At 74.3% G+C, this 16,429-nt stretch carries 15 protein-coding genes; 11 read left to right on the top strand and 4 right to left on the bottom strand.

Annotated features, from left to right (window positions below; all coding sequences use genetic code 11):
* Window positions 1–4: 4 nt before the first annotated feature.
* On the bottom strand, window positions 5–397 hold the full coding sequence (locus IEW03_RS08940) for a MerR family transcriptional regulator (protein ID WP_188523319.1): 393 nt from the start codon (window positions 395–397) through the stop codon (window positions 5–7).
* A 124-nt stretch (window positions 398–521) separates the two neighbouring features.
* Between IEW03_RS08940 and IEW03_RS08945 the strand changes: the two genes are divergently transcribed.
* On the top strand, window positions 522–1,784 hold the full coding sequence (locus IEW03_RS08945) for an MFS transporter (protein ID WP_229737853.1): 1,263 nt from the start codon (window positions 522–524) through the stop codon (window positions 1,782–1,784).
* Window positions 1,785–1,797: 13 nt separating this feature from the next.
* Here IEW03_RS08945 and IEW03_RS08950 read toward each other — a convergent pair whose 3' ends face one another.
* Window positions 1,798–2,604 carry a DUF8814 domain-containing protein gene (locus IEW03_RS08950; RefSeq protein ID WP_188523321.1) on the bottom strand — a complete coding sequence of 269 codons (807 nt, stop codon included), beginning with the start codon at window positions 2,602–2,604 and terminating at the stop codon, window positions 1,798–1,800.
* Between the two features lie 153 nt (window positions 2,605–2,757).
* Between IEW03_RS08950 and dxr the strand changes: the two genes are divergently transcribed.
* From dxr to IEW03_RS08980, 6 genes are all read left to right on the top strand, one after another.
* A complete protein-coding gene (gene dxr / locus IEW03_RS08955) occupies window positions 2,758–3,948 on the top strand; it encodes a 1-deoxy-D-xylulose-5-phosphate reductoisomerase (RefSeq protein WP_188523322.1) in 1,191 nt (396 codons plus the stop codon).
* Window positions 3,949–4,015: 67 nt separating this feature from the next.
* Window positions 4,016–5,335 carry a M50 family metallopeptidase gene (locus IEW03_RS08960; protein WP_188523323.1) on the top strand — a complete coding sequence of 440 codons (1,320 nt, stop codon included), beginning with the start codon at window positions 4,016–4,018 and terminating at the stop codon, window positions 5,333–5,335.
* Window positions 5,336–5,440: 105 nt separating this feature from the next.
* Window positions 5,441–6,583: a flavodoxin-dependent (E)-4-hydroxy-3-methylbut-2-enyl-diphosphate synthase gene (gene ispG / locus IEW03_RS08965; protein WP_188523479.1), complete on the top strand. Its 1,143-nt coding sequence runs from the start codon at window positions 5,441–5,443 to the stop codon at window positions 6,581–6,583.
* A gap of 143 nt (window positions 6,584–6,726) precedes the next feature.
* Complete coding sequence (locus IEW03_RS08970) at window positions 6,727–7,680, top strand: GNAT family N-acetyltransferase (RefSeq protein ID WP_188523324.1); 954 nt, start codon at window positions 6,727–6,729, stop codon at window positions 7,678–7,680.
* A gap of 91 nt (window positions 7,681–7,771) precedes the next feature.
* Window positions 7,772–8,869: an L-threonine 3-dehydrogenase gene (gene tdh / locus IEW03_RS08975; protein ID WP_188523325.1), complete on the top strand. Its 1,098-nt coding sequence runs from the start codon at window positions 7,772–7,774 to the stop codon at window positions 8,867–8,869.
* A complete protein-coding gene (locus IEW03_RS08980; RefSeq protein ID WP_188523326.1) occupies window positions 8,869–10,059 on the top strand; it encodes a glycine C-acetyltransferase in 1,191 nt (396 codons plus the stop codon). Before tdh ends, IEW03_RS08980 begins: the two co-directional genes overlap by 1 nt.
* Before the next feature lie 6 nt (window positions 10,060–10,065).
* Here IEW03_RS08980 and IEW03_RS08985 read toward each other — a convergent pair whose 3' ends face one another.
* Window positions 10,066–10,968 carry a DNA-formamidopyrimidine glycosylase family protein gene (locus IEW03_RS08985; protein WP_188523327.1) on the bottom strand — a complete coding sequence of 301 codons (903 nt, stop codon included), beginning with the start codon at window positions 10,966–10,968 and terminating at the stop codon, window positions 10,066–10,068.
* Window positions 10,969–11,075: 107 nt separating this feature from the next.
* Between IEW03_RS08985 and IEW03_RS08990 the strand changes: the two genes are divergently transcribed.
* On the top strand, window positions 11,076–12,878 hold the full coding sequence (locus tag IEW03_RS08990) for a proline--tRNA ligase (protein ID WP_188523328.1): 1,803 nt from the start codon (window positions 11,076–11,078) through the stop codon (window positions 12,876–12,878).
* Window positions 12,879–12,980: 102 nt separating this feature from the next.
* On the opposite strand, the gene IEW03_RS08995 is transcribed toward IEW03_RS08990, so the two are convergent.
* Window positions 12,981–14,147, bottom strand: a complete 1,167-nt coding sequence (locus IEW03_RS08995; RefSeq protein WP_188523329.1) for a DUF4439 domain-containing protein — start codon at window positions 14,145–14,147, stop codon at window positions 12,981–12,983.
* A gap of 231 nt (window positions 14,148–14,378) precedes the next feature.
* Here IEW03_RS08995 and rimP point away from each other — a divergent pair, with 231 nt between their 5' ends.
* The 3 genes from rimP to IEW03_RS09010 all read left to right on the top strand — a co-directional run bounded on the left by rimP (window position 14,379) and on the right by IEW03_RS09010 (window position 16,423).
* Complete coding sequence (rimP, locus tag IEW03_RS09000) at window positions 14,379–14,981, top strand: ribosome maturation factor RimP (RefSeq protein WP_188523330.1); 603 nt, start codon at window positions 14,379–14,381, stop codon at window positions 14,979–14,981.
* Between the two features lie 2 nt (window positions 14,982–14,983).
* The gene (nusA, locus tag IEW03_RS09005) at window positions 14,984–16,060 is read left to right on the top strand and encodes a transcription termination factor NusA (RefSeq protein ID WP_188523331.1); all 1,077 of its coding nucleotides are present in this window, start codon (window positions 14,984–14,986) and stop codon (window positions 16,058–16,060) included.
* Between the two features lie 93 nt (window positions 16,061–16,153).
* Window positions 16,154–16,423 (top strand): YlxR family protein, encoded by a 270-nt coding sequence (locus IEW03_RS09010; protein WP_268236088.1) that lies wholly within the window; start codon window positions 16,154–16,156, stop codon window positions 16,421–16,423.
* Window positions 16,424–16,429 lie beyond the last annotated feature (6 nt).

Below are 16,429 nucleotides of genomic sequence, written 5' to 3' on the forward strand. Positions count from 1 at the left end.
CCGGTCAGCCCGTCGCCGTGGCGGCACGCTCGGAGATCAGGGCGGCGTGCTCCGTGCGCTCCAGGAACTCCCGGATGGTGTCGCGGCTGCGCGTGAGGCACGCGATGCGGTCCTCGATGCCGCCCAGCTCGGACGCGAGGAGCTCGGCGACGGTCCGCGGGCACGTGGGGTGGTCCTCGGCCGCCGCCTGCTCCATGTCGAGGAGCACCTTGATGAGCCGGGTCGGCATGCCCGCCCGGACCATGCCCGCGACGCGGTCCACGCGCACGACGTCCGCCTCGGAGTACGTGCGGTAGCCGTTGGCGGCCCGCTCGGCGACCAGCAGGCCCTGCTGCTCGTAGTACCGCACCAGCCTCGGCGCCACGCCCGTGCGCCGCGCGACCTCGCCGATCTTCATCCCGTGCCTCCCGCCGTTGCGTGACCTGCCGTCCGTGCCCCTGCCGTCCATGGCCGTGCTGTGGACAACGTGACGTGGGTCACGCTTGACATTGACATCAATGTCAAACTCTAGCGTCGTCGGCATGACGACAGAAACCTCGACGGGCTCGCTCCCGTGGCCGTCCTTGCTGGTGCTCGGCACCGCCACGTTCACCATGGTCACGGCGGAGATGCTCCCCACGGCCGTCCTGCCGCAGATGAGCGCCGGTCTCGGTGTCGCCGAGTCGCGCACCGGGCTGCTCGTCTCCGTGTGGGCCGCGGTGGTGGTGGTCGCGAGCTTCCCCCTGGTGCGCCTCGTGTCCGGGCGGGACCGGCGGTCGGTGATCGCCGCGGCGCTCGTCGTCCTGGCCGCGTCGTCCCTGGCGACGTCGCTGGCGCCGTCGTACGGGGTCACGGTCGGCGCGAGGCTCCTCGGCGCCGCGGCCGTCGGCTTGCTGTGGGCCAGCGCCAACGCGCACGTGGCCGACCTCGTGCCGGACCGCCTCCTGGCCCGTTCCGTCGCGGTCGTGCTCGGCGGGGCCACGCTCGGGATGGTGCTCGGCACGCCGCTCGCGAGCCTGGTCACGGATGCCGTGGGCTGGCGTGCGGCGTTCGCGGGCCTCGGCGTCCTGACGCTCGTGGTCGCCGTCCTGGTGCGGTCCGTCGTCGCGCGCCGGCCGGAGCTCGCGCCGGGGTCCGGCGGCGACGGGGCCGCGGACGTTCGCGCGGGCAGCGGGCCGGCCGCGGGGCCTGCCGGACCGGGCCCGATGATCACGGTGACGGTGCTCGTCGGCGTGCTGCTCGTGGGCCACTACGGCGCATACACCTACGTCACGCGGATCGTGGAGGCGCCGGCGGCCGCCCTGCCCGGGGGCATGAGCGCTCTTCTCCTGGTGTTCGGGCTCGCGTCGGCGCTCGGCGTGGTGCTCGCCGGCCAGTTCGGGGCCCGCACCGCGCCGGCGCTGGCCCTCAGCGCGGCAGGCACCGCGCTGGCCCTGCTCGGCCTCGTGGCGGTCGACGTGCACCCGGCGCTCGGCGCGGCGGTGGTGGTGGCCTGGGGCGTGGCCTCGGGCGCGCTGCCGCCGCTGGCGCAGACCCTGATCCTGCGGCTGGGCGGACCGTCGCGGCGGGAGACGGCGGGCGCGCTCATCCCGGTGGTGTTCAACGGTGGGATCGCCGTCGGGGCCGCGGCCGCGTCCCTCGTGGTGGCGGACGCCGGCGCCGGCGCGCTCCCCGTGCCGGCCGCCGTGCTGGTCGGGGCGACGGCGGTCGCGCTGTGGGTGGGTGCGCGCCCGTGGTCGAGGCCGGGCACCGCGGGCCACGCCGGCGACGGCGTGGCGGCCCAGCCGTCGTCCGCCGAGGTCTGAGCGTCCCCGGAGGTCAGCAGGCGGGCGCGACCGCGGCGCCGGTCCCCGTGTTGAGGTAGGCGTCCGACACCCAGTTGCCGGCGCCGATCTTGTACCAGAGGTTCGTCGTGCCGCGGCTGCCGGTGATCATCTGGCCGCGGTCGTGGCACAGCAGCGGGACCCGGGCGGTGTTGGCCGCGAGGCCGGCCCGCGCGTGCGACGCGCTGGGCCCGGTGCGCACGTTGAGGGTACGGCCGTCGGTCACGACGATCCCGGTGCGGGCGGACCCCTGCCACAGGTACGTCACGTCGATCCACGCGTTGTGCCGCAGCCCGAGACCCTGCCGGAAGGTGCCGTCCGCGAGGTCGATCCCGGCGGGGTTCGTGACCTTCCGGTCGAAGAGGTCCCGCCCGCCGTTGTGGCCGAGCCGGTAGGCGGCCGAGGCCTGCGGCGTGCCCTTCGGCAGGTCCCGTGCGGCGTGCCGCGTGGCGCTCCAGTAGTCGTCGGTCGTGTTCCACGGGCCGACGTCCCACACCGGTGCGTACTCGCAGCGGGTGGAGTCGGCCCGGCACACCCGGACGCTGAAGGCGCCCGATCCCTCGGCGGAGAGGGCGCGCCGGGAGGGGAGCGCCACGAAGTGGTCCCGCTTGGTGATCTTGTGGCCGTTGGCCGTGTGCTTGCCCACCAGGCCCTCGCGGGTCGCGAAGATCCGGTGGGTCTCGCCGTCGTCGTCCGCGACGGCCGGTGCGGCCAGGCCGACGACCGCTCCCGTCACGAGTGCGACGATCCCGGCGAGAGCGGCCACGGGACGCTTGCCGACTATCACGCGATAAGTACGCATGTTTGCGAACGTAACCGGCATCACACGTCGGCGCGACCGGGCGATCAGGCCCGCCGTTCGGAAGTCAAGCACCAGAGCGGGTGAAATCCCGGCAATGTCGCGGCGTGTCGCGGAGCGGCCGGCCAGCTGCGCGCACCTGGGAGGATGGGCGCCATGTCTGCCGCCACGACGCCCCGCACGGTCACCCTCCTCGGCTCCACCGGTTCGATCGGTACTCAGGCGATCGACGTCGTGGAGGCCCATCCGGGCCGGTTCCGGGTCACGGCGATCAGCGCCGGCGGGGGAGACGTCACGCTGCTGGCCGAGCAGGCCGCGCGCCTCGGGGTGGGTGCGGTCGGCGTGGCGGACGAGAGCAGGGTCGAGGCCCTGCGCGACGCGCTCGTCGCCCGGCTCGGCCCCGACGCCGCGACGGTCGAGGTCGTCGCCGGCCCGGGCGCGGCGACCGAGCTCGCCGGCCGCGGGGACGACGTCGTGCTCAACGGCATCACCGGCTCCGTGGGGCTGCGCCCGACGCTCGCCGCGCTGGCTGCCGGCTCGAGCCTGGCGCTCGCGAACAAGGAGTCGCTCGTCGTCGGCGGCGCGCTGGTGAAGGCGACGGCCGCGCCCGGCCAGATCGTGCCCGTGGACTCGGAGCACTCGGCGATCGCGCAGGCGCTGCGCGGCGGGGCGCGCGACGAGGTCCGCCGCATCGTGCTCACGGCGTCCGGCGGGCCGTTCCGCGGCCGCAGCCGCGACGAGATCAAGACCGTCACCGCCGACCAGGCCCTGGCCCACCCGACCTGGTCCATGGGGCCGGTGGTCACCGTGAACTCGGCCTCGCTGATGAACAAGGGCCTCGAGCTGATCGAGGCGCACCTGCTGTTCGACGTGCCGGTGGACGACATCACCGTCGTCGTGCACCCGCAGTCCGTGGTCCACTCGATGGTCGAGTTCCGCGACGGCTCGACCATCGCGCAGGCGTCCCCGCCCGACATGCGCCTCCCCATCGCGCTGGGGCTGTCGTGGCCCGAGCGGCTCGACGTCGTCACGCCGCCGTGCGACTGGACGCAGGCGGCGTCGTGGACCTTCGAGCCCCTCGACGAGGCCACGTTCCCCGCCGTCGGCCTGGCCCGCGCCGCAGCGGCGGCGTCGGCGACGCACCCCGCGGTGTACAACGCGGCGAACGAGCAGGGCGTCGCGGCGTTCCTGGCCGGGCGGATCGGCTTCCTCGACATCGTCGAGACCGTCGAGCGGGTGCTGGGCGAGCACGAGGGCGTCGCCTCCGGCGACGTGACGCTCGAGGCCGTCGAGGGCGCCGAGGAGTGGGCCCGGGCCCGCGCCGACGAGATCCTCGCGCGCTCCTGACGATCCCTGCACACGGGCGCCCCGGCGCGGGTACGGACGGTGGTGCCGGTGACCTAGGCTCGTGGCCGTGGACGTTCTCTCCGTCGTCGTCGGCATCGCCGTGGTCCTGCTCGGGATCGTGGTCTCGATCGCGCTGCACGAGGTCGGGCACATGGTGCCCGCCAAGAAGTTCGGCGTGCGCGTGAGCGAGTACATGGTCGGTTTCGGGCCGACGCTGTGGTCGCGCAAGAAGGGCGAGACGGAGTACGGCGTCAAGGCGATCCCGCTCGGCGGCTACGTGCGGATGGTCGGCATGATGCCGCCCGCGCCGGCCGGTGCACGTCCCGCGCGCGGCTTCTTCGGCCAGGTGGTCGCCGACGCGCGGGAGGCGTCGGTGAGCGAGATCCGCCCGGGCGAGGAGGGGCGGGCCTTCTATCACCTGTCCACGCCGAAGAAGCTCGTGGTGATGCTCGGCGGCCCGGTGATGAACCTGGTCATCGCCGTCGTGCTGACGTTCGTGGTGCTCGTCGGGATCGGGATGCCGGCCGTCACGACGACGGTCGGCGCGGTGAGCGAGTGCACCCCGACGTCCACGACGGCCGAGGGCGAGCCGGTCTGCGGGGCGGACGCCGCGCCGTCGCCGGCCGAGGTCGCCGGCCTGCAGGCGGGCGACGAGATCGTCGAGTGGGACGGCACCGCCGTCACGTCGTGGGACCAGCTGTCGGGGCTGATCGCCGCCGCGCCGGACACCGAGGTGCCGGTCGTCGTCGAGCGCGACGGCGAGCAGGTCCCGCTGACCGTGACGACCGCGGAGCGTCAGGTGCCGGTCCTCGACGCCGAGGGCGTCCCCGAGACCGACGCCGCCGGCGAACCGGTGACGGAGACCGCCGGCTTCCTCGGCATGACGCCCACCCAGGAGCACGAGCCCCTGCCGCTGTCCAGCGTCCCGTCGGAGACCTGGCGGATGGTGTCGGGGACGGCGGCGATCATCGTCACCCTGCCGGTGCAGGTCGCGCAGACGGCCGTCCAGGCCTTCACCGACGAGGAGCGGTCCGCCGACGGCGTCGTGAGCATCGTCGGGGTGGGGCGGCTCGCGGTGGACGTCGTCGCGGCGGACGCGCCCGTCGTCGCCACGCTGCAGGTGCTGCTCAGCCTGCTCGCCTCGCTGAACGTGGCGCTCTTCGTGTTCAACCTCATCCCGTTGCTGCCGCTGGACGGCGGGCACGTGCTCAACGCCCTCTACGAGGGGCTGAAGCGCACGCTCGCGCGCCTGCGCGGCCTGCCCCGGCCCGCGCCCGCCGACGTCGCGCGGATGATGCCGGTGGCGTACGTGATGTTCGTCGTGCTCATCGGGACCGGTGCGCTGCTGATGATCGCGGACGTCGTCGATCCTGTGCAGCTGATGTGACGGTCCCGCGCTGAACGACCTGCCCGGGGGCTCTCGCACGCGCCCGGGTGCGTACCACCCCGCCGGACGCGCGATACTGGCACCGTGACTGCAGTGAACCTCGGTATGCCTGCCCCGCCCGCGCCCACGCTGGCCCCGCGCCGCAAGACCCGCCAGATCCAGGTGGGGAAGGTCGCGGTCGGCGGTGACGCGCCGATCAGCATCCAGTCCATGACGACCACCCCGACGACGGACATCAACGCGACGCTTCAGCAGATCGCGGAGCTGACCGCCGCGGGCTGCGACATCGTGCGCGTCGCGGTGCCGACGATCGACGACGCCGAGGCGCTGCCCGCGATCGCCACGAAGTCGCAGATCCCGGTGATCGCCGACATCCACTTCCAGCCCAAGTACGTGTTCGCCGCGATCGACGCCGGCTGTGCCGCCGTGCGCGTGAACCCGGGCAACATCCGCAAGTTCGACGACCAGGTCAAGGAGATCGCGAAGGCGGCCTCCGACGCCGGGGTCTCGCTGCGGATCGGCGTCAACGCCGGCTCCCTCGACAAGCGGCTGCTGGCCAAGTACGGCAAGCCGACGGCCGAGGCGCTGGTCGAGTCCGCCGTGTGGGAGGCGAGCCTCTTCGAGGAGCACGACTTCCACGACTTCAAGATCTCGGTGAAGCACAACGACCCGGTCGTCATGGTCCGCGCCTACGAGCTCCTGTCCCAGCGGGGCGACTGGCCGCTGCACCTCGGCGTCACCGAGGCGGGGCCCGCGTTCCAGGGGACGATCAAGTCCGCGACGGCCTTCGGTGCGCTGCTCAGCCAGGGGATCGGCGACACCATCCGCGTCTCCCTGTCGGCGCCGCCGGTCGAGGAGGTCAAGGTCGGCACGCAGATCCTGCAGGCGCTCAACCTGCGGCCGCGCAAGCTGGAGATCGTCTCCTGCCCGTCGTGCGGGCGGGCGCAGGTGGACGTCTACACGCTGGCGGAGAAGGTCACCGCGGGGCTCGAGGGCATGACGGTGCCGCTGCGCGTCGCGGTCATGGGCTGCGTCGTCAACGGCCCCGGCGAGGCGCGCGAGGCCGACCTCGGCGTGGCGTCGGGCAACGGCAAGGGCCAGATCTTCGTCAAGGGCGAGGTCATCAAGACGGTCCCGGAGGCGATGATCGTCGAGACCCTCATCGAGGAGGCCATGCGCATCGCCGAGACGATGCCGTCGCCGGAGAACGACGACCAGGCGGGCGCCCCCGTCGTGTCGGTCCGCTGAGACGGAGGTGCAGCGCAGGGTGGGGGTCGAGGGACGAGGCACCCGCCCGCAGCGGAACCGCAGGCTCGGCCGATAGACGGTCCGGCTGAGACGCACGACACCGCCCGGGCACGGGGGCGGCGCACGACGGCGAAGGGGACGTGATGAGCGGCTGGCGGGCGGCGGTGCGGGCGCGTGGGCGCCCGGACCTGCCGCGCCGTGACGGCCCCCGCGCCCGGGTGCTCACCGAGGAGGACGTCGCCGAGGCCCTGCGGGTGTGTGCCCTGGACCCGGTGACGGCGGTGCTGGCCGCGTCACGGCTGGAGCTCGCCGCACGGGCGGGCCTCGCCGCCGCCGGGGGGCAGGCGTGGGGCTTCCCCGCGCAGGGGCCGCTGCAGGCGGTCTGCTGGTCGGGGGCCAACCTGGTGCCGGTGGTCCCCGGGACGGTGGCGGGCAGCGACGCCGAGGATGCGATCGAGGCGTTCGCGGGGCTGGCGCGGGTGCAGGGCCGCCGCTCGTCGTCGATCGTGGGGGAGCGCACCGCGGCGCTCGCGCTGTGGAAGCACCTGTCGTCGGTGTGGCCGGCCGCCCGGGAGGTGCGCGACGACCAGCCGTCGCTGGCCATCGACCGTGATCCCGACGTGGCGCCCGACCCGCAGGTGCGGCGAGCCGCCCTGGACGACCTGGACGTCGTGCTGCCCGCCTGCGTGCGCATGTTCGCGGAGGAGGTCGGCTACGCGCCGGTGGCGACCCCGGGCAGTGCGTACGCGCTGCGGGTGCGGTCGCTGGTGGCCGAGGGGCGCGCGTTCGTGCACCTGGAGCCGCGGGGCCGCGCGGTCCCCGCGCCGGTGGTGTCGCGCGGCCCGCTGGTGGCGTTCAAGGCCGAGCTCGGCGCGGTGGCCGGCGGTGTCGCCCAGGTCCAGGGGGTGTGGGTCGCTCCTGCGCTGCGCGGCCGCGGCCTGGCCGCGCCGGGGATGGCCGCCGTGGTGACGGCGGCGCGTCGTGACGTCGCCCCGGTGGTCTCGCTGTACGTCAACGCCTACAACGCCCCGGCGCTGGCGACGTACCGACGGGTGGGCTTCGAGCAGGTCGGGACGTTCGCGACCGTCCTGTTCTGAGCAGGCCGGCGAGGCGCGCGCCGGTTCGTCGGTCCCGTCCGGATCATGAGATGGTACGGCGCGTGAGGACGCACCCGACGAAGGACGCACAGTGAAGGCGCTGTTCAAGCCCGGCCCCGGGCCCGGGCTGGAGCTCGTGGACCGGCCCGAGCCTGTCGCGGGCATCGGCGAGGTGAAGATCCGGGTGCTGCGCACCGGCATCTGCGGCACGGACCTGCACATCGAGCGCTGGGACGACTGGGCCGCCCAGACGATCACGACGCCGCTGGTGCCGGGCCACGAGTTCGTCGGGGAGGTCGTGGAGGTCGGGCCCATGGTCCAGGACGTCGCCGTGGGCGACGTCGTCTCCGGCGAGGGGCACATCGTCTGCGGCACCTGCCGCAACTGCCGGGCGGGGCGCCGCCAGATGTGCATCCGCACGCAGGGCGTGGGCCTGCACCGGGACGGGGCGTTCGCGGAGTTCATCGTGCTCCCCGCCACCAACGTCTGGGTGCACCACTCGGACGTGGACCTGGACGTCGCGGCGATCTTCGACCCGCTGGGCAACGCGGTGCACACGGCGCTGGCGTTCCCCGTGATCGGCGAGGACGTGCTGGTCTCGGGGTGCGGGCCGATCGGCCTGATGGCGATCGCGGTCGCCCGGCACGCCGGCGCCCACCTGGTCGTCGGGACGGACGTCAGCCCCGACCGGCTCGAGATGGCGCGGGCGATGGGTGCGGACGCGGCGGTCGACGTGCGCACGGGCCGCGTCGCGCAGTCGCAGCGCGACCTGGGGCTGCGCGAGGGCTTCGACGTGGGCTTCGAGATGAGCGGCGCCCCGGGCGCGCTGCCCGAGATGATCGCGAACATGAACCACGGCGGACGCATCGCGATGCTGGGTCTGCCGTCGGAGCCGGTCGCGGTCGACTGGGGCACGGTCGTGACGCACATGCTCACCCTCAAGGGGATCTACGGCCGCGAGATGTTCGAGACGTGGCAGGCGATGGACGCGATGCTCCGCACGAGCGAGACCCTGCGCTCCGCCATCGCGTCCGTGGTCACCGACCGCCTGCCGGCGAGCCGGTGGGCGGACGGGTTCGCCGCGGCGGCCTCCGCCCACGGCGGCAAGGTCGTGCTCGACTGGACGGACTGGACGGACGGGCCGGCCGCAACGGACGCCGGGACGGGCGAGGGAGAGAAGGCGCACTGATGTACGGACGTTTCCAGCAGGACGTCGCCGAGCGGCTCGACGAGATCGAGCGGTCGGGGCTGACCAAGCACGAGCGGGGGATCGCCGGGCCGCAGGGCGCCCTCATCCGCGCCGACGGCGCCGAGCTGCTCAACTTCTGCGCCAACAACTACCTCGGCCTGGCCGACGACCCGCGCATCGTCGCCGCGGCGCGTGACGCCCTGGACACCTGGGGGTACGGGCTGGCGAGCGTGCGCTTCATCTGCGGCACGCAGGACCAGCACCGCGAGCTCGAGCGCCGGCTCGCCGGCTTCCTGGGCACCGACGACTCGATCCTCTTCTCCTCCTGCTTCGACGCCAACGGCGGGGTGTTCGAGACGCTCTTCGGCCCGCAGGACGCGATCGTCTCCGACGAGCTCAACCACGCCTCGATCATCGACGGCATCCGGCTGTCCAAGGCGGCGCGGTTCCGCTACCGCAACCGCGACATGGCCGACCTCGAGGCCCGGCTCGTCGAGGCGCGCGACGGCGGGGCGCGGCACGTCGTCATCGTCACCGACGGCGTCTTCTCCATGGACGGCTACCTCGCCCCGCTCACGGAGATCTGCGACCTGGCCGACCGCTTCGAGGCGCTCGTCCTCGTCGACGACTCGCACGCGGTCGGGTTCATGGGCGAAAGCGGCCGGGGCACGCCCGAGCTGTGCGGCGTGGCCGACCGGGTGGACATCCTCACGGGCACGTTCGGCAAGGCGCTGGGCGGGGCCTCGGGCGGTTACGTCGCCGCGCACGCCGAGATCGTCGACCTCCTGCGCCAGCGCGCGCGGCCGTACCTGTTCTCGAACACGCTGGCGCCGTCGATCGTCGCGGGCACCCTCGTGGCGCTCGACCTCGTCGAGGGGTCGGCGGACCTGCGGGCCCGACTGACCGAGAACGCCGCGCTGTTCCGCCGGCTCATGACCGACGCGGGCTTCGACCTGCTGCCCGGCGAGCACCCGATCGTGCCCGTGATGTTCGGCGACGCCGTGCTGGCGGCGAGGATGGCGGACGCGATGGGGGAGCGGGGCGTGTACGTCACCGCGTTCAGCTTCCCGGTGGTGCCGCGCGGCAAGGCGCGCATCCGCGTGCAGCTGTCGGCGGCGCACACACCCGAGCAGGTCCGCGCCTGCGTGGACGCGTTCGTCGCGTCGCGGGAGGCGGTCGGGCCGGCCTGACGGGCGTTACTTGAGCAGCTTCGACATCCTCCGGTCGGCGAGCACCTGCCCGCCCGTCTGGCACGTGGCGCAGTACTGCAGGGAGCGGTCGGCGAAGCTCACCTCGCGCACGACGTCGCCGCACACCGGGCAGGTCTCGCCGGTGCGGCCGTGCACGCGCATGCCGCGCCGCTTCGCGTCCTTGAGCTCGGCGGCGGGCTTGCCGGCGGCCGCCGCGACGGCGTCGCGCAGCGTGGCCACGGTGGCGTCGTGCAGCGCGGCGACCTCGGCGTCGGTGAACGACCGCGTGAGCTTGAACGGGGAGAACCGTGCGACGTGCAGGATCTCGTCGGAGTAGGCGTTGCCGATCCCCGCGATCGCGTGCTGGTCGCGCAGCAGGCCCTTGACCTGCTGGTTCTTCGCCGCGAGGAGGCCGGCGAGCGCCGGGACGTCGAAGCCGTCCGCGAGGGGGTCGACGCCGAGGGTGCGGACCTGCTCGATCTCCTCGGGGTCGCGCACCACGTGCACGGCCAGCCGCTTGCGGGTGCCCGCCTCCGTGAGGTCGAAGCCCGCCCCGTCGTCGAGCCGCACGCGCAGCGCGAGCGCTGGGCCCTTCGTCCCGCCGCCCATCCGCGGCCGCACGGGCGTGGTCGGCGCCTGCTCCTTCCACCGCACCCAGCCGCCGCGGGACAGGTGGAACACCAGGTGGAGGTCGTCGCCCGGGGCGCCGCCCGCCGGCGAGGCACGCATGTCCAGCCACTTGCCGTGGCGCGTCCAGCCGGCGATCGTGCACCCGACGAGGGCGGTGACGGGCGGGTCGAACGTCTTCAGGGCGGCGATCGCGGCGACGTCGGCGGCGACGACGGCGCGCCCCGCCGTCCGCTCGGCGAGGAAGCCGGCGAGCGCCTCGACCTCGGGAAGCTCGGGCATGTCGTCATCGTGCCAGCAGGCCGCCGTCGCGGCCATCGTGGCCGGGGTCGCGCGCGGTGCGGACACGGCGGGCGGAGGGGTGGCGCGCCGCCGCTAGGCTGGCCCCCATGTCGATCGCGTCCGCCCGTCAGCCCAAGGGCGACCTGCTCCGCCTGTCCCACCTCTTCGTGCGCACGCTGCGCGAGGACCCGGCCGACGCCGAGGTCGCCAGCCACCGGCTGCTCGTGCGCGCGGGCTACATCCGGCGGGCCGCGCCGGGGATCTACACCTGGTTGCCGCTGGGGCTGCGGGTGCTGGCGAAGGTCGAGCGGATCGTCCGCGAGGAGATGGACGCGATCGGCGCGCAGGAGGTGCACTTCCCGGCGCTGCTGCCGCGCGAGCCGTACGAGCAGTCCGGCCGGTGGACCGAGTACGGGCCGAACCTCTTCCGCCTGCAGGACCGCAAGGAGGCCGACTACCTCCTCGCGCCCACGCACGAGGAGATGTTCACCCTCCTGGTGAAGGACCTGTACTCGTCGTACAAGGACCTGCCGCTGTCGCTGTACCAGATCCAGACCAAGTACCGCGACGAGGCGCGGCCGCGCGCCGGCCTGATCCGCGGGCGCGAGTTCATCATGAAGGACTCGTACTCCTTCGACGTCGACGACGCCGGCCTGGACGCCAGCTACGCGAAGCACCGCGCCGCCTACCAGCGCATCTTCGACCGCATGGGCTTCGAGTACGTCATCGTCTCGGCGCACGCGGGCGCCATGGGCGGGTCGCGCTCGGAGGAGTTCCTCGCGAAGTCCGCCATCGGCGAGGACACCTACGTCGAGTGCCGCGAGTGCGGCTACGCGGCCAACGTCGAGGCGGCCCGCACGCCCGTCCCCGCGGCGGTGCCCTTCGACGACGCCCCGGCGGCGCACGTCGAGGAGACGCCGGGCACGCCCACCATCGACACCCTGGTCGACCACCTCAACGAGCGCTTCGGCCGCGACGACCGCCCGTGGACCGCCGCCGACACCCTGAAGAACGTGCTGTTCCGCCTCACCTTCCCGGACGGGACCACCGAGGCGATCGCCATCGGCGTCCCCGGCGACCGCGAGGTCGACGTCAAGCGCATGGAGGCGGCGTTCTACCCGGCCGAGTTCGCCCCGTTCGGCGACGAGGACTTCGCGGCCCGCCCGGCGCTGGCCAAGGGGTACATCGGCCCGGGCGCGCTCGGCGAGGAGAACGAGTCGAAGATCCGCTACCTCGTCGACCCGCGCGTCGTGGACGGCACCCGCTGGGTCACGGGCGCCGACCGGCCCGGCCGGCACGTCGTCGACCTCGTCGCCGGCCGTGACTTCACCGCCGACGGGACGATCGAGGTGGCCGAGGTGCGCCCCGGCGACCCCTGCCCGAACGGGGACGGGGTGCTCACCACCGCGCGCGGCATCGAGATGGGCCACGTCTTCCAGCTCGGCCGCAAGTTCGCCGACGCCCTGGACCTCAAGGTGCTCGACGTCAACGGCAAGGCCGTGACGGTGACGATGGGCTCCTACGGCATCGGCGTGACGCGCGCCGTCGCCGCGATCGCCGAGGACAACCACGACGAGAAGGGCCTCGCGTGGCCGGCGCACGTGGCGCCCGCCCACGTGCACGTCGTCGCGACCGGGAAGGGCTCGGAGGTCTTCGAGGCCGCCGAGCGGATCGCGGCCGGGCTGGTCGACGCGGGCGTCGAGGTGATCTACGACGACCGGCCCAAGGTCTCGCCCGGCGTGAAGTTCGCCGACGCCGAGCTGCTCGGCGTCCCGCTGCTCGTGGTCGTGGGGCGGGGCCTCGCGGACGGCGTGGTGGAGGTCCGTCCCCGCGCGGGGCAGGCGGAGCAGGTGCCCGTGGCCGACGCCGTGGACGTCGCGGTCGCGCGGGTCGACGAGCTCCTCGGCTGAGCCGGAGGTGCAGCGCAGGGTGAGGGCCGAGGAACGAGGCACTCGCCCGTAGCGGAACCGCAGGCTCGGCCGACAGAAGACTCGGCTGAGCCGGGGCCGGCCTCAGCCCGCGTCGTCCCCGGCCTGCTCCGGCAGGCCGGGGAAGGGCGCGGGCTCGGCGCCCCAGTCGTCGAGCGCGACGGCGGAGTCCACGAGCAGGTCGACGAGCACCATCCGTGTCCCGGGGGCGGTGCGGGCGACGAGAGTCGCGTAGTCCGTCGCGAGCCCGTCCTCGAGCGTGCGCACCAGCGCCTTGTCGTTCTCCTCGGCGACCCGCGGGACGGCGTACGCCGCCCGGCGCGGGTCCTGCGCCGTGTCCTGGGTGCCGGCCACCTCGGCCCAGCCACGGGCCCGGTCGCCGTGGGCGCGGGTGCGGGCGAGCAGGCGGTCGCGGAGCGAGCCGTCGGCGATCGCGGCGCGCAGCCGCATGGCGTAGCCGGCGGAGTCCTCCGTGACCACCAGCGAGCTCAGCTCCTTCGCGGTGAGGCCTTCGGGGACGACGCCGTCCTCCTGCCCGTCCGGGTCGGGGCTCTCGCCGTCGGCGCCCTCGGACGGGGCGTCCTGCGTGGGGGCGTCCTCCGACTGCTCCGGGGTGGGGGTGCCGCTGCCGGAGGGGGAGCCCGGCTCGGCGGCCCGGCCCTCGCCGGTCGGCTCCGGCACCTGCGCGTCCACCGGCTCCGGCCCGGCGACGTCGGCCAGGTCCGCGAGGCGCCCGGCCGACACCGTCTGGGCGGCGCCGACCGACGCGAGCAGTCGCGCCATCGGCCCGTCCGTGGTCGACCCCGCCGCGGTCCGGCTCCGGGCGGCGGCGTCGACCAGCGCCTGCACGACGTCGGGCACCTCCGCGATCTCCTGGGAGGGAGAACCGGCCGGGCTGACCGACGGGTCGTCGACGGCGAGGCCGGAGTCGTACACGCCGCCCAGCTCGGTCGCCTGCGTGCGCGAGTCGGCAGCGACGCGGCTGAGCTCGGTGATCATCCGCTCCTGGGCGACCGGGACCGACTCGAGCGCCAGCTCGGCGCGGTCGGCGACCAGCAGGGCGTCGGACACGGCGGTGCGGCGCACGACCTCGAGGGCGTCGGGCACGGGCTCGGCCGGGGGCGGGGCCTCGAGCCGCACCCCGCACCCCGCGGTGAGCCCGGCGGCCAGGAGCAGGGCGACGGAGCCCGCTGCGCGCCGCCGGCGCTCGGCGCGGCGGGCAGAGGGTGCGGTGCAGGGGCAGGAGTCCATCGAGGCTGATGATGCCACGCCCGCGCGAGGAGGCGGACGCGCGTCGCCGCACCGGTGTGACGTTCGCCCTCCGAGCCGGTCGGCGGGGGTGTTCGGGCTGCTTGCGGTTCGTGCCGTCCGCCTGGTTCGTTACGCTGGTCGCTGCACGACGACAACGACACACCGGCCGCGGGACGTCCCGGCGCGGGGGAGCACACGGCAGTTCAACCACGTGACCCACGGGAGGCAGCGATGGCAGCGCAGCACGGCCGCACGACGACGGACTCGGTGGCCACGGCCGTCGCACCGGTGGTCGCCGGCGCGGGGCTCTTCCTCGAGGGGGTCGTGCTGACCCGCGCGGGGAGCAAGTCCGTCGTGCGTGTCACCGTCGACCTTCCCGAGGACGCCGTCGGCAGCGTCGACTCCGACACCCTCGGCGACGTCTCGCGTGCCCTGTCCGCAGCCCTCGACGAGCAGGACGTCGTCGCCGGCGCCTACACGCTCGAGGTCTCGACGCCGGGGACCTCGCGGGCGCTCACCGAGCTGCGCCACTTCAAGCGCGCCCGCACCCGCCTGGTCACGCTCCGGCTGCACGACGGCGGGACGGTCGAGGGCCGCCTCGTCGACGTCGTCGACGAGGCCCCCGGCCCGCAGCTGGTGCTCGAGGACGGCACGCGGGTCGCCGTCGACGACGTGCGCAAGGGCAAGGTGGAGGTCGAGCTCAAGCGGCCCGACGCCGCCGACACGGACGACGCGTCCGACGGCCCGGCCGAGGACCACCCCGAGGACGGCGCGGGCGACGACCCGGCCGGTACCCACGACACCACGGGCTCCGCCCGTCACAAGGAGGCCTGACGATGGACATCGACATGAGCGCGCTGCGGCTGCTGGAACGGGAGCGGGACATCAGCCTCGACGTCCTGGTCGCCGCCATCGAGCAGGCGCTCCTCTCGGCGTACCACCGCACCCCGGACGCGTACCCCCACGCGCGCATCGAGCTCGACCACAAGTCGGGCCACGTCACCGTGTGGGCGCGCGAGGAGATCCGCACCCCGGACCCCGAGGACCCGGAGGCCCGCCCGGCCGTGGAGCTCGGCCCCGAGTTCGACCACACCCCCGCCGACTTCGGGCGGATCGCCACGGCGACCGCCCGCCAGGTCATCGTCCAGCGGCTGCGCGACGCCGAGGACGACCAGGTGCTGGGGATGTTCCGGGGCAAGGAGGGGGAGGTCCTCGCGGGCGTCATCCAGCAGGGCCGTGACCCGCGGGTCGTGCTCGTGGACGTCGGCGGCACCGAGGCCGTCCTGCCGCCCCACGAGCAGGTGCCCACCGAGGAGTACACCCACGGCGAGCGCCTGCGCGCCTACGTGGTCGAGGTGTCCCGCGGGATGAAGGGCGCGCAGGTCACCCTGAGCCGTTCCCACCCGGGCCTGGTCCGCAAGCTCTTCGAGCTCGAGGTCCCCGAGATCGCGGACGGCTCGGTGGAGATCACCGCGATCGCGCGGGAGGCGGGCCACCGTTCGAAGGTCGCCGTCCGCTCGAAGGTCGCGGGTCTCAACGCCAAGGGCGCCTGCATCGGCCCCATGGGCTCGCGGGTGCGCGCGGTCATGGCCGAGCTGCACGGCGAGAAGATCGACATCGTCGACCACAGCGACGAGGCGGCACGGTTCGTCGCGAACGCGCTGTCGCCCGCCCGTGTGAGCTCCGTCACCGTCGTCGACGCGGACGCGAAGGCCGCCCGAGCCGTCGTCCCCGACTACCAGCTCTCGCTCGCGATCGGCAAGGAAGGGCAGAACGCCCGACTTGCCGCAAAGCTCACCGGATGGCGTATCGACATCCGGTCGGACGAGGGCGGCTCGGCGGACGCCCCCGCGACGGGCGACGCCGCAGGTGACGACGCGGCGCCCGGCGGGGACGTCGACGGGGGCCGGTAACGGCACGTGGCCGGGAGCGCTAGACTGTCCGGGACCGGGCCGCGCGCCCAGGATCCGACATCCCCTCGTACCACCCCGGGAACGACCGGGCCGGTGCGTACGTGTGTCGGGTGCCGGGTGCGTGACCTGCGGTCCGCTCTCCTGCGGCTGGTGCTCGAGCCGTCGGACGGCGAAGCCGGGGCTGTGCCCCGGGTCGTCGCCGACGTGCGTGCGTGCCTGCCGGGGCGTGGCGCCTGGATCCATCCGACGCCCGCCTGCCTGGAGCTCGCCGAACGTCGGCGGGCCGTGCCGCGCGCCCTGCGCGTCGCCGGCCCTCTCGACCTGACGCGGGTCCGGGACCACCTGGAGCAGGCGGGCCGCTGAAGACCC

It is taken from the genome of Isoptericola cucumis, from assembly GCF_014635665.1.
Lineage (GTDB): Bacteria > Actinomycetota > Actinomycetes > Actinomycetales > Cellulomonadaceae > Isoptericola > Isoptericola cucumis.